Annotated in this window: 13 protein-coding genes; 3 read left to right on the top strand and 10 right to left on the bottom strand. The window is 44.3% G+C overall.

Annotation, left to right across the window (positions count from 1 at the left end):
* Window positions 1–140 precede the first annotated feature (140 nt).
* On the bottom strand, window positions 141–428 hold the full coding sequence (locus AAW31_RS01745) for a rhodanese-like domain-containing protein (protein ID WP_052752006.1): 288 nt from the start codon (window positions 426–428) through the stop codon (window positions 141–143).
* A 41-nt stretch (window positions 429–469) separates the two neighbouring features.
* On the bottom strand, window positions 470–2,146 hold the full coding sequence (locus tag AAW31_RS01740) for a YeiH family protein (protein WP_046848922.1): 1,677 nt from the start codon (window positions 2,144–2,146) through the stop codon (window positions 470–472).
* Between the two features lie 354 nt (window positions 2,147–2,500).
* Here AAW31_RS01740 and AAW31_RS21065 point away from each other — a divergent pair, with 354 nt between their 5' ends.
* Both AAW31_RS21065 and AAW31_RS21660 read left to right on the top strand, forming a co-directional pair.
* Window positions 2,501–2,653: a hypothetical protein gene (locus AAW31_RS21065; protein WP_158441333.1), complete on the top strand. Its 153-nt coding sequence runs from the start codon at window positions 2,501–2,503 to the stop codon at window positions 2,651–2,653.
* 432 nt (window positions 2,654–3,085) lie between these two features.
* Complete coding sequence (locus AAW31_RS21660) at window positions 3,086–3,247, top strand: hypothetical protein (RefSeq protein WP_187426880.1); 162 nt, start codon at window positions 3,086–3,088, stop codon at window positions 3,245–3,247.
* 357 nt (window positions 3,248–3,604) lie between these two features.
* Here the strand turns inward: AAW31_RS21660 and mnmE are convergent, their stop codons facing one another.
* The 5 genes from mnmE to rpmH all read right to left on the bottom strand — a co-directional run bounded on the left by mnmE (window position 3,605) and on the right by rpmH (window position 7,635).
* Window positions 3,605–4,960 (bottom strand): tRNA uridine-5-carboxymethylaminomethyl(34) synthesis GTPase MnmE, encoded by a 1,356-nt coding sequence (gene mnmE / locus AAW31_RS01730; RefSeq protein ID WP_046848921.1) that lies wholly within the window; start codon window positions 4,958–4,960, stop codon window positions 3,605–3,607.
* Between the two features lie 152 nt (window positions 4,961–5,112).
* The gene (gene yidC, locus AAW31_RS01725) at window positions 5,113–6,852 is read right to left on the bottom strand and encodes a membrane protein insertase YidC (protein ID WP_046848920.1); all 1,740 of its coding nucleotides are present in this window, start codon (window positions 6,850–6,852) and stop codon (window positions 5,113–5,115) included.
* 46 nt (window positions 6,853–6,898) lie between these two features.
* The gene (gene yidD, locus AAW31_RS19435) at window positions 6,899–7,096 is read right to left on the bottom strand and encodes a membrane protein insertion efficiency factor YidD (RefSeq protein WP_392390532.1); all 198 of its coding nucleotides are present in this window, start codon (window positions 7,094–7,096) and stop codon (window positions 6,899–6,901) included.
* A complete protein-coding gene (gene rnpA / locus AAW31_RS01720; protein WP_046848919.1) occupies window positions 7,096–7,455 on the bottom strand; it encodes a ribonuclease P protein component in 360 nt (119 codons plus the stop codon). Before rnpA ends, yidD begins: the two co-directional genes overlap by 1 nt.
* 45 nt (window positions 7,456–7,500) lie before the next feature.
* The gene (gene rpmH / locus AAW31_RS19430; protein WP_074667074.1) at window positions 7,501–7,635 is read right to left on the bottom strand and encodes a 50S ribosomal protein L34; all 135 of its coding nucleotides are present in this window, start codon (window positions 7,633–7,635) and stop codon (window positions 7,501–7,503) included.
* 454 nt (window positions 7,636–8,089) lie between these two features.
* Here rpmH and AAW31_RS01715 point away from each other — a divergent pair, with 454 nt between their 5' ends.
* Window positions 8,090–8,476 carry a DUF5658 family protein gene (locus tag AAW31_RS01715; RefSeq protein WP_235264463.1) on the top strand — a complete coding sequence of 129 codons (387 nt, stop codon included), beginning with the start codon at window positions 8,090–8,092 and terminating at the stop codon, window positions 8,474–8,476.
* A 44-nt stretch (window positions 8,477–8,520) separates the two neighbouring features.
* Here the strand turns inward: AAW31_RS01715 and AAW31_RS01710 are convergent, their stop codons facing one another.
* The 3 genes from AAW31_RS01710 to AAW31_RS01700 all read right to left on the bottom strand — a co-directional run bounded on the left by AAW31_RS01710 (window position 8,521) and on the right by AAW31_RS01700 (window position 13,111).
* The gene (locus AAW31_RS01710; protein WP_052752361.1) at window positions 8,521–9,849 is read right to left on the bottom strand and encodes a TolC family outer membrane protein; all 1,329 of its coding nucleotides are present in this window, start codon (window positions 9,847–9,849) and stop codon (window positions 8,521–8,523) included.
* A 14-nt stretch (window positions 9,850–9,863) separates the two neighbouring features.
* Window positions 9,864–11,216 (bottom strand): HlyD family type I secretion periplasmic adaptor subunit, encoded by a 1,353-nt coding sequence (locus AAW31_RS01705; RefSeq protein WP_046848917.1) that lies wholly within the window; start codon window positions 11,214–11,216, stop codon window positions 9,864–9,866.
* Between the two features lie 140 nt (window positions 11,217–11,356).
* Window positions 11,357–13,111: a type I secretion system permease/ATPase gene (locus AAW31_RS01700; RefSeq protein WP_046848916.1), complete on the bottom strand. Its 1,755-nt coding sequence runs from the start codon at window positions 13,109–13,111 to the stop codon at window positions 11,357–11,359.
* Window positions 13,112–13,246 lie beyond the last annotated feature (135 nt).

Below are 13,246 nucleotides of genomic sequence, written 5' to 3'. Positions count from 1 at the left end.
AAGAGGCGGTGAGTTGATCACAATTCAAATTGTTCAACCCCATAGTCCGCTTCTTTCCATTTCGGGAATTCTTTGCGGTAATAAAAAATCTTGCGCCATCCCGATTCTGCAGCCCGCTTACTGGCTTTGGAACTGCCAAGTCAATGAATGCCATTGCAATAAAACACTCCCATCTGATCTTTGTTAGCCAGCACAGCCAGATTGCTGGCTATGAAAAGCGCACTTCTGACAGCCAGATGCTGGGCTGCCGGGATATGACCTTGATTGAAATTTTCCAATTTGCGCACATCGACAAACAGATAGCCTTTGTCAAATAGCAGCTTGGTAGTTTCAGTATTGATCGTGATGGTCCCCGTTACCTGTTCAGGTGCCATCTCTGCCGGGGTGCTGGCATGCGCAGTCAGCTGCCATGAGAGCAGCAACACCATCAAGATTGTTTTTCATATTTATTCTCCCGAATGAGCAAAGATCATATCGTTGCAGTGATTTCAGGAAATACCTTGTAGAACATGACATAAGCGGCACTCAGGGTTAGTATCAGATTCAGCGACTGCCCACAGAGATACAGGATCAAGGGTTTGCCCCCAACAAAATGATGTTTGAGGGTCTTGAAATTGGTAGATAACCCGATACTTGCAAATGCCAGGCAAAAGAAATAGGTACGCAGATTCTTGGTGAAATCATTCAACATCCCGTTTTCCAGCACCAGATCCGCACTGTGTTTATCCAGTGAGGAATGAAGAAGAGAAAACAGCATGCTCGCACCGATGAAGCCGAGAATGAACTTGGGAAAGCGATGCCAGATTTCACCGATAGTGATCTGGCGCGCCTGGGCATCCCGTTCAACCCTGGTGGCAAAATAAACAGCTACCGCAAAGGCGATGATACCGATCAGCATGTTCTGAATCATCTTGATAGTGGCGGCCACATACATGGCTTTATCACCCAGCACTGCGCCCGCAGCCACGACTGCGCCCGAGCTGTCGATGGTCCCGCCGATCCAGGCACCCCCCAGTATTTCCGGCATGCCGACAAATTTGATGAAAATCGGCATCACGACCATCATGATGGCGGTGAACACCATACTCAGTCCGATGGCCACGGTGAGTTCCTCGCGACTGGCTTTACTGGCGGCAGCTGTGGCGATGGCAGCGGAGACACCGCATACGCTCATATCGGCACTGATGGTGATATTGAGTGATTTGGAGGCTATTTTCAGCACAGTTTGACCAAACCAGTAGGTTGCCACCAGGACGATGGGCGTAACTACCCAGGCGACAAAAATACCCGGCAGGCCGATTGCGAGGATCTTGCCGATCAGCAGCTCTGCCCCCATCAGTACCAGCCCGGTTTTAATGAAAAATTCCGTTTGCAAGGCGGGCGTTATCCATGCTGGCGTCCCGATGGTGTTGCTGATGAGGATACCCAGCATAATGGCCCAGATAGCGTATTCGATACCCAAATCCTTCAAGTCATTTTGTGCCGCCAGCAGTAATGAAATCAATGCCAACAAAAAGATAAAAGCAAAGCCTTTGACAAAGGGTAGGAATGCAATCCCCTGTACTTTGGCCCCCACGCCAAATAACACTGCCAGCAAGACGCCCAGCAAGAGGCTATGGGGCAGGGAAAAAGCACCTGCTTTCAGCTTGGCTTTTTTCTTGTCCGTTTCTTGCACGAGTTGTTGCCACTCCTCAATCGCAGCTTGCGCTGACAGATTGAGATTTTCTACCTTAAAATCTACCGCTTGCGCTGCCAGTTCAAGTGCTATGGCCTGTTGGCGGGCAAGATCAATTGCCTGGTTTTCAGCAGTCAGATCGGCTTCAGTGGCAGGTTTGTAGATCGCTTGAGCAGGATTGTCGATCCATTTGTTAGGCAGTGTGCTCAAGCTTTTCAGGAATTGACCCAACGGCTGATCGGACAGTTTCAGTTTCGCCAGCTTGCTGCTGGCTTCGTGCCAAGCTACGGTTTTGATCGGTTTGGCTGCTTCATTTTCCAGGATTGCCGTTGTTTCAGCCATTTTTTGTGTCAGATCTGCAGAAAGAAGGCTGAAATAAAAAGCGAGTCCCGCAAGTAGTAAAAAGCTGCCGAGGATTATAGCCCAGAAATCTTCTGTTCTAAAAAAAGGTTGTTGATGATGTTTACTCATGATTAGGAATGTTAAAAAGTGATGTCCAGACTACAAAATCGAGAGCACAATAAACATATGGATTCGCTTATGTTATTGGTATCCTGGTTATGTCGCAAGATCTCTGATCGTGTTCATATGCATGGTCGTCCTTTTGTTGTCAAGCTGCCAACGCCTGATTGCAGGATAGGCGGATAAGAAATGACGTAAAGTAGCCGTAGTTTTCTTCATGAAAAACTAAGGATTTTTACTTATTTAGTCCTCTTATTGATAATCTAATATAAATGGCCTGCTTGCAGGCTAGTCGATAATCTTTGGCATGATGGAGTAAGGTAACCCAGGCAATATCACTTGACATTCACTCAGGAGGCAACATTGCCCGCAAAACAGATTCTGTTCCGGCAAGCGGTAAGCGCTAAAATTATCGCATGGATGAATATACTGGCCAATACGGTCAAAGTTACATTGGCACCAAGAGGGGCACAATGTCATTGTGGAGCGTGCCTATGGGCCATCGCTGGTGCCTAATAATCGATGATTGGACAAAGAATGGAACATAACCTTAAAATACCAAACCCTACAATGGGATCAGACAATCTGATCCCATTTGAAGTAGGTCATGCAGCAGCGTTCTTGAAAAAACAGCATGCTTTGAGATGTTCGGTGCGTAGAATAAGAATGGCTACAGTTTTATTGGAGTAATTTTTGGTAGCTAGGAACTAGCAAATGAAATCAGCTTATTTTTTCATACCGGTATTTTACAGAGCCATCAACATTAAAGTTAAAGTGAGCATGCAAGTTATTCTCTCACTTTTGTCAATTTAGGCCTGTCCTGGGCTTGCCTCTTCACTTCTCAATAGAATCAGAAATTTTTGCAGCTTTTCGTGTCCTCCAGGAAATGGTTCGAATTCTTCATTAAGATAAACCATTCTGGCTACTCGACGAGAGTTTTCTGATTTTTTGAGCAAGGTTGAACTGCGTGCGTATAAGCAGGCGTTGTTTGCTGTACAGGACGAACATGCGGCGTTGGACATTGTGCAGGATTCAATGATGAAACTGACCGAGAAATATGCAGACAAATCACCTGAGGAATTGCTACCGTTGCTTCAGCGTATTCTGTAGAAGACCATTCGTGGTTACTATCTACGGCAGAAAACGCGATCAATATGGATGACGCTATTTTCGTCATTCACATCTAAACAGGATGAGCAAGAAAATGAAAATCATGAACTGTTTGTCTTTGAGGACAATATTTTCGCTGATTTGAATCCACTATCGAAATTTGGAATTGTTTTGCTTGAAAATGCGCCAAAACCACCTAATAACGTCACTTTAACTCAATTCCTCAGAAATCTTCATTTCTTAAATTAGGCGCAACCCCATGTTTCTTATCGGAGAAGAGGGTTTCGGGCTGACACTAACTATAGGATGATATATCAGTAGTTTTGTGGAATAAGTTAGAATCGATCGGAAGAGTAATTATTTTCCAATGCAAAATCGTGAAAAAATCTCACCCAATAAATCATCAGCAGTAAATTCTCCTGTAATTGATGACAATGCGGTTTGTGCCAACCGTAATTCTTCCGCCAATAACTCTAATTGTCTTCCGTTTTCCACCCATGGGATTGCATTATCAAGATGTGTTTTAGCTTTGTTCAGCGCTTGCAGATGCCGTTGTCGTGCCAGGAATATGCCTTCACCTGCGATATTGGATTGCCAACCGATTATCTCAAGCATTTTCATGCGCAATGATTCTAGGCCAGCGCCTGTTTTAGCTGAGAGATGAACAATAGGTTTGCCTGGCTCCTTCTCGATTCGAGCACTTTCACTTAATAAATCGATTTTATTAAAGACCGTGAGTAGCGGCAAGTCAGCCGGTAAGCTTTGCAATATTTGCTGATCTGCATCTGTCAGGCCATAGCGGCTATCGATCAGCAATAGTGTCAGGTCTGCTTTCTTGATCGCAGCATGAGTGCGAGCGATGCCACTTTTCTCAACTATATCGGTAGTTTCTCTCAATCCAGCGGTATCGATAATGTGCACCGGTATGCCTTCAATCTGAATCAATTGTTGAATGGTATCGCGCGTTGTGCCAGGTATTTCTGTCACAATGGCCACTTCATCCCCGGACAACCGATTCATCAGACTAGATTTACCGACATTAGGCTGCCCAACCAGCACGACCTTTACTCCTTCTTGTAGCAGACTGCCCTGGCGGGATGAAACTAGAACGCGTTCCAGTTTTCCACGAATATCCTGCAATCGCGTTGCTGCATGGACCGATTTCAGGAAATCGATCTCTTCTTCTGGAAAATCGAGCGTGGCTTCGACCAGCATGCGCAAATCGATTAATGCTCGCACCAATGTTTGAATAGTGGCAGAAAACTCTCCTTGCAAGGAGCGCATGGCGCAGCGTGCGGCATCTGCCGTAGTCGCGTCAATTAGATCCCCTATGCTTTCAGCTTGGACTAGATCAAGCTTATTGTTAAGAAAGGCACGTAGTGTAAATTCGCCTGGTTCAGCTAATCTGGCACCCAATTGAAGGCAACGCGACAAGAGTAAGTTGATAACAGCCGGACCACCATGACCTTGTAATTCAAGTACATCTTCACCGGTATAAGAATGCGGAGATGGATAATAAATGGCGATACCTTGGTCGATCGTATGGCCATTCTCATCAAGAAAATAACTTAAATGCGCATTACGGGGATGAGGAATTGAATCGAGAATGGCTTTAGCAAGAGATTGCAAATTTCTACCGGAAATACGTATTACACCAATACCTCCTCTTCCAGGCGGAGTGGCAATGGCAGCAATGATGTCATTGCTAAGCATATGATTCTTCTAGGTAAGGCTTTAAACTTTACTGTTTAAGGAAATAAATGTGACTTGATACTTAATGTTTGTAATAACGAAGCTTTTCTAAAGATAGAGTGAGCGCTTATGCAACATAATACATAATACGCTCACTTCTATAGAACAACTTTTTAAGATTTTCTTTTTTCTCTTACTTTCTTTTTGTCTGCTACTGGTGCAGCAGGTTGTCCATACATTCGTGTTATCTGCCACTGTTGGGCAATTGATAGCACATTGTTCACTAATGAATACAATACCAGACCAGCCGGGAAGAAGAAGAAAAATATACTAAACATGAGTGGCATGATCTGCATGACTTTAGCCTGTATTGGATCAGTCGGCTTGGGGTTCAATTTAAATTGAACGAACATTGAAATCCCCATTAACACAGGCAATACGTAGTAAGGATCAGGTGAAGACAAATCCGTAATCCACAATGCGAACGGTGCATAGCGTAGCTCAACAGCAGCAAGCAGCGTCCAGAACAGAGCAATAAACACAGGAATTTGCACTAGAATAGGAAGGCACCCGCCCATCGGATTAATTTTTTCTTCTTTGTAAAGCTGCATCATTGCCTGGTGCATTTGTTGGCGATCGCCTTTGTATTGTTCCTGGATACGTTGTAGCTTCGGTGTCACTAAACGCAATTTAGCCATGGACCGATAACCTGCCGCTGACAACGGGAAAAATAAAAACTTGACCGTCATCGTCAGAAGGATGATAGCAACCCCCCAGTTACCAACCCATTCATGGTAAAACGAAAGTAGCCAGAATAATGGAACAGCAATCACCGTAAGCCAACCATAATCCACTGTCAGCTCCAAACCAGGTGCCAATTCTGCCAGTTTGTCCTGCTCCTGCGGCCCTTCATACAGTGGCATCGTTATGCTTGTTGTTTGACCGGGCGCAATGGCACCAACCGGTGCGATCACACCAGCGGTGTATAAGTTATCACTTATCCGTTTTGCAAAATACTCTCGAGGGATTGTTTGTTCTGGTAGCCAGGCTGAAACGAAATAGTGCTCCAGCATAGCGATCCAGCCATTATCTGCATTTTGTGGGTAATCTGCTTTATTTTTATCTAAATCAGAAAACTGAATTTTTTGAAACTTCTCATCCTCGGTATAAATAGCAGCACCTAGATAAGTAGGAATCATCATTGTCTCGCCTGCAGGTGGTACGTTATCCCGCAATATCTGGAAATAAGCAAATGGCCAGATGGTTGCCTCTCCCAGATTTTTCACTTCAAATTGAACATCGATGACATAGCTACCACGATGAAAAGTATAGATTTTAGCAACTTGTACGCCGTTTACTTCTTGAGCAATAAGACGAATGACTACCTTGTCTTGATCAGCTGCCAAGCTGTAATTATGCGTATCTGAAGCTAGCTTGTATTCCGTCTTATGATTGGGCAGACCATCTCCAATCAGGCCTGATTGTGCCACGCTAATGCGGGAGCCTTGACTTTGCAGCAATGCATAAGGGATTTCTTTATTTTCACGGGATGGGTGCTTGAGTAATTCCAGACGGCGAAGATCTCCTCCAACGGTATCAATCTCTGCTATCACCATATCAGTAACGACTTTAACTTGCTCGCCTGTTGCCAATAAACGTGGTGTCACAGTTGATGGTGCCTCTTCAGCTCCTGGTACCTGTGCAGTATCTGATTGAGAAGAAGTGAGTGTATCACCCGGAACAGGTAACGCATCATGGCTCTGCTGAGACTGTGCATTCTCAGTGGTGACTGTACTGGCTGCTGGGCCAGCTGCCAATTGATCTAGTCTCTCCCGCTCCTTTACCCATGCATCCCAAAGAAATAGCAACGATGTGCTAAAAATGATGATCAATACAATTTTTTTTGTTTCCATCTTAATCTAGTCAAACTAGTTATAGCGATAATCTTTTTTAAAGTTTTTAGGGAATAGGATCATAACCACCATGATTCCACGGATGACAACGTAAAATACGACCTATGCTCAATCTCATTCCTTTGATAAGCCCATATTTTGTCAGTGCCTCGCTTGCATAATTTGAACAAGTTGGGCTAAAGCGACAGGAAGGTGGAAAAAAAGGACTAATGCAATATTGATATAGCTTGATAAGACCTATCATCAATCGTAACATTGTTTCGTCCTAAGTTTATGTATTAGCATTTCAGCTTCCTGCCAGATGCGAACAGAGTCAATCTGAGTTAATGAGCGCTGTAGCCGAAAAACACAGTCCATTTTGTCCAATTCTTGCTGGTTTCTACGAAATACCTCTCGAAGCAATCGTTTTATACGATTCCGCTTGATTGCATGTCGCTCCAGCTTCTTTGCAACGATCAGTCCTAGTCGGGGATGAGCCAAATTGTTCGGTTTTACACAGAACTGGAGAAATTCACCACTAACCGTGCACCTAAAACGAATAACAGCCTGAAACTCCGTCGCTTTATGCAACCGCCGTTTCTTAGAGAAAGAATAATTCCTCACCTATCCATTCGATAAAGGTGTGCGCATCTTTTTATGAATTGTCTTCTAGACACTCAAACGAGCTCGGCCTTTGGCTCTACGCGCACGAATGACCGCTGCGCCACCGCGGGTTCTCATGCGCACAAGGAAACCGTGTGTACGTTTCCTGCGAATAACAGATGGTTGGTATGTACGTTTCATTATGTTTTATAGGTTATTAATTAATTTGATAATTACTTACTCAATAGAACCGCATATTACAACCTGTTATGGGCATTGATGTCAACTTTATTTTCATGATAAACACCATAAAGACTTGACTGATAATGCTAACTTTTTGTAATTCCATTTCTAAATCAAAAATGACACGAAGGTGAACCGCAGACAGTATAAATAATACGGCAAGGAGAAACCGACAAAGTCAGTTTTGATTTAGAAATGGAATAATACCTGTACATCAGTACACTTGAACTGGCTCAACATTACACAAATAATCTCCATTCATGATCATTTTGCTACCATTTTAGCCATTTGCAGCGGAGCATAATTTTGTGCTTGTTGTTGAGAGTGCATACTTTTTGATTAACATAAGATAATAATTGATCAGCGGTCGCGGGATCGTCGAGGTAGTATCCCTTTTTTTTGCCTTTATCATGTGGGGATCAAGAAAGGACGGCGTATTAATAAGCGACGCTCAGGTGCAGGGGCCGCTTATGTTGATTCATATGCGCCCCATCTTGTGTTATGTACAATTGCAATTGTTTTACTAAGTGCGATGGATGCCTTATTAACGCTTAATATTCTAGCTAGGGGAGGGACAGAGCTTAATATCTTCATGGCAATATTGATGGAAGACAGCACAGAAAAATTTGTTCACTTCAAGCTCGCACTTACTTCATTGGCGCTGATTTTTCTTATTATTCATCATAACCACCAGCTGATTGCGAAACTCCAAGTCAGGCATTTGCTCTACTTGATATTGTTCGGTTACCTCACGCTAATCGGTTACGAAGTAGCGCTACTGACAATCAGTAGCAGTTAGTAACAGCTCATCCTGAATTTTTGAGGCAAGCAAAATGATAATGATCAATTTTTTGCAACAAAATAGGTAGCAATCTTTTCTATATCTTCCAGAACCAGCGTACCTGCCGCTAGACGCAATCTTAGATAGGCAAGCAGATAATTATACCGTGCTTCTGCCAAATCTATCTGTGCGGAAAAAAGCTGGCTTTGCGCATTCAACAAATCAAGATTGATGCGTATTCCTCCCTTGATGCTTTTCTCAGTGGCTTGAACCAATAAAAGCGCTGAATCAACGGCTAAATCCAATGATTCTATTCGCCGAATACTACTTTGCAGTAACTGATATTGTCTACGCAATTCCACAAGAACCCTATCACTCAATGCATCCAGATCAGCCTCTGCACGCGCTTTGTTTGCTTGTGCCTGATTAGTGGTCGCCACCACTCGCCCACCTGCATACAACGGTAAATTGACTTCCACACCTACCGTCCCAAATTCCGCATCCCGATTAGGGAAAAGAAATGAAGCAGAATTCTGCCTGTTCAAGCTTGCAACCAAGTCAACACGAGGTGCATGGCCAGCACGACTTTTCTTTACCTCAAGTTGATTGGATGTCACGAGATGCCGCTGGCTAACTAACTCAGCATTTCGCTCCATAGCTATCTCACGCCAACTCTCAAAATCAGCCGGGTAAATAGGCTGTACTTTAAAATCACCTGCTAATGAATCAAGCTGCGCCGCTTGTTTGCCTATTATTGCTTCCAAAGCAAGTCGCGCAACTTCCAGTTCATCTTGTGCTTCAATCATTCTGGCCTGTGATAAAGCATGTCTGGATTTCGTTTCAATTAAGTCTGTCTGAGTACCTTCGCCTCGCCTCAACATATTTTCATTGACATGTTTTAACTCTTCTAATGCATTATGCTCTGCTTTGGCTAGATTCAGTCGATCTTGAGCAAGCAGCGTATTGGCATAGGCTTCGACTAATCGTACGATAAGTTGATGGCTCTGACTGATTAATTTAGCCTCGCTTGAATTTGCACGTGCATAACCTTGATCGTAACCAGCTACTGCTTCCATATTAAAAAGCGGTTGCCGCAACGTTAGTGTAGTGACCTGACTATCAAAATTCAGAGAAGATGTAGGTGCATTACCTGTGCTTTGCGATCCCCGACTCCATGACTGTAAATGAGAAATAGACAAGGTCGGCAACAACCCAGACCGTCCAAGCGCGATTGATTGCTGACCAGCTTCATTTTCGTGAATTGCTGAACGAAAGGTCGGGTCATTCATCAATGCTGCCTCATAAGCCTCTAATAAACCCATTGCCTGAACGCTCCCTGCCTGCCACGCTAAGGTAAGCGCAACAATTGATAATAAGGATGGCTTAAACACACGCGGCGGCACGGCTAATCTTCCACAAGCGTTTTATGAAGTCGATCGAGAAAAGGTTTCAACATGTAATTCATCAGCGAACGTTCCCCGGTTTTTACAAAAATTTCTACAGGCATCCCGGCCCGTATTTGAAACTCAGCAAGCAGTTTCATTCCTTCCGGTTTGACCTTGGCTTTTAATTGATAATAAGGATTACCCGTTTTTTCTTCGGTTAAACGATCTGCCGATACATGCGTCACAAACCCAGGTATGCGTGGAATTTTATTTTGATTAAAAGCAGTAAATATGAAATCTACGTCAAGACCTGCATGCACCCTATCAATAAGATGAACGGGTACTTGCCCTTCGATGACTAGCAAATCTTCTGTCGGAACAATATCCATCATATTAAATCCTGGGGCGATAACACCTCCACGCGTGAATATATTGATTCCAACAACAACCCCATCTACTGGGGCTTTCACTAACACATTCGCCAATTCAAAATCTTGCGCCGAGAGTCGGCTATTAAGTGATTCGGCCTCTTGTTGAATATCCGTCAACTGCTGCCGAACTTCTTTTTGGTACTCCTCCAGACGCTGGATTCGACGGAGATTGAATTCTGAAATTTGACGCTGAGTGCGACCGATATTACCAGTATCAGCAAAAATATCACTCATTAATTGTGCATGTGTACCCTCTAGTTCAAGTACACGATTGCGTGGGACATAGCCATCCTGCGCTAGTTCTCGCATATTCTCGAGCTGCTCTTTCAAAAACTTCAGCTGTTGTTGTTTACTTGCGCGCGAAGATTCCAGATTGCGCAACTGGACGCTCAAGCCCGCGATATTTTCATCCAGTGCGGCCAGTTCATGCTTCAGTGCAGATTGTCTCGAACTAAACAACTGCTTCTGCAAAGCGATATTACTGCTTACACGAGTGTCATCAGCTGCTGAAAGCAGAGAGGGGGGGAAATCGATCTCAGCTTTATTATCCCGCTCGGCAATTAGTCGTGCTTCCACTGCTCTGGCGGTGATGAGCTGGGCGCGTGTTATTTCTGCCTGTGCTTTAACTTGCACTTCATTCATTTTCACGAGTATCTGTCCAGCCTTGACGACATCGCCTTCTTTTACCAGAATATCATCCACGATACCGCCAGTCTGATGTTGAACTGCTTTACGATTCGTGGCTACCATTACCGAACCGGATAGCGGCACCCCTTTATCTAAAGGCGCAAATGTTGCCCAAAGAAAAAAGCCGCCCACCCCAACCAGTACGATCCACCAACCAAAACGAGCATGGCTTGTTTCATCCGTCTTGACTGGGTTTGCCATATCTATTACCGCAGAGTCAGTCACTGCTTTATCTTTCTGACTAATGAGCTTCATATCTCTCTATTTCCTGCACAGTCACGTCATTTGAGAAAGTGTTCAAACTTTCGTGAGGGTTTATTATTTCGCTGCTTACCAGTCATGTATGATTATGATCAAACTAAAACCAGACTCATCGCTCATGCATTTACTCTTTATCAAGCAATCTGAGCACTTTGACTACCTTGCTCCTTAGCCTGTCGTTGCGCTAACAGTGCTTTTTGTGCCTGTTGCTGTTTGCTCAATTCGGCCAGAATCTGGTCAGTTGGCCCAAACATCTGGCGCACACCATCGCGTAATAACAGTAGCTTGGTAGTGGCAGCAATAATACTCGTCCGATGAGTAATTAGAATGATTGTTTTACCACGTTTACGTAAGTCGACAATCGCTGCCAATAATGCTTGCTCACCGACATCATCCAGATTTGAATTAGGTTCATCCAGCACAATCAGTGAGGGATCACCATACATCGAGCGCGCCAAGCCAATACGCTGCTTCTGTCCACCTGAAAGGCCACTTCCACCATCGCCCAGCAAGGTGTCATATCCCTTAGGCATGCTCAGGATCATTTCATGAACTCCTGCTCGCTTAGCTGCCAGGATCACTTTTTCAGAGTCGACCTCACCGAAACGTGCAATATTTTCACTAATGGTGCCAGCAAATAACTCTATATCCTGCGGCAAATAACCAATATGGGGCCCCAGTTCATCCTTATTCCACTGATATACATCTGCGCCATCGAGTCGCACTTTACCTGCTGCAGCAGGCCATACCCCCACCAGCAATCGCGCAAGAGTTGATTTACCTGAGCCGCTTGGACCAATAACACCCAATACCTCTCCAGCGGCAATACTAAATGCTAATCCCTTGATAACTGCCACTTTCGATCCTGGCGGAGCCGCCATGACATTTTCAACTGAAACTACACCAGTTGGTTGGGGCAATGACATACCAGGCTGACGGAGAGGATTCTCTTCGAGTAATTTTGTCAGCCGTTCATAGGCATTACGCGTACTCCCGAATTGCCGCCAGACACCGATCAGTTGCTGTACCGGAGCAATTGCCTTTCCCATTAAAATCGAGCCAGCAATCATCATGCCGGGAGAAATGCTGTTATCCAGGACCAACAGCGCACCTGCTCCCAGCATCAGTGATTGTAATGTAACCGAAGCCGTTTTAGTTAAGGCACTGACTAAACCTGACTTTTCACTTGCTTCTGCCTGTAAGTTCAGAAATTTACCATGCAGTTTGTACCAGCGCGCCTGCAAGTTGGGCAGCATGCCCATGGCTTCAATTACCTCTGCATTACGCAAATTATTGGTGGCCAATGAGGTCGATGCTACTGCCATGGTGCTGGCTTCCGAAAGGGGTTTTCGTGATACCTGCTCGTTAATATAGGCGAGCAACACTAACACAGCCGTGCCGAACAGAGCAAGCACACCCAACCAGGGGTGAAACAGAAAAATGACCAGCAGATAGATTGGAAACCAGGGCGCATCAAAAAAAGCAAATAAGGCCTGGCCTGTCAGAAATTGGCGTAAATTGGTTAAATCCTGTAAGGACTGACCCGCATTACTATTCCCTTGGCGTAAACTTTGCTCAAAAGCTGCGGTATAGACACGTTTGTTCAATTTCATATCAAACTGTGCCCCCACTCGTATCAGAACCAAGCTGCGAATATACTCCAACGCACCCATGAATATAAAAGCGCCCAGCATGATCAATGTTAGCATCAACAATGTCATTTCGTTGTGGCTTGTCAATACACTGTCATAAAGTTGCAGCATATATAAAGGCTGCATCAGCATCAGCAAATTAATTACTGCACTGAAAACACCAACGGTACGAAATGTGCGCTTAAAACTGATTAAAACCTCAGCAAGTTCGCTATAAGGAGTATTTTTTGCTTTCATCTAAAATAGGCCAATGAGTGCCAAAATTTCCAGGACTAACAATATGCCAGAAAAATCAGCTGCTCTGTTATGAAAAAAGGAATACATTTTGGAATATTTCTTAGCTTGACTAAAAAGCAAATTTACTATTATTTT

The sequence above is a fragment of the Nitrosomonas communis genome (assembly GCF_001007935.1).
Lineage (GTDB): Bacteria > Pseudomonadota > Gammaproteobacteria > Burkholderiales > Nitrosomonadaceae > Nitrosomonas > Nitrosomonas communis.
Note: the sequence above shows the minus strand (reverse complement) of the source record. Positions and strands in the feature narration are given on the sequence as shown.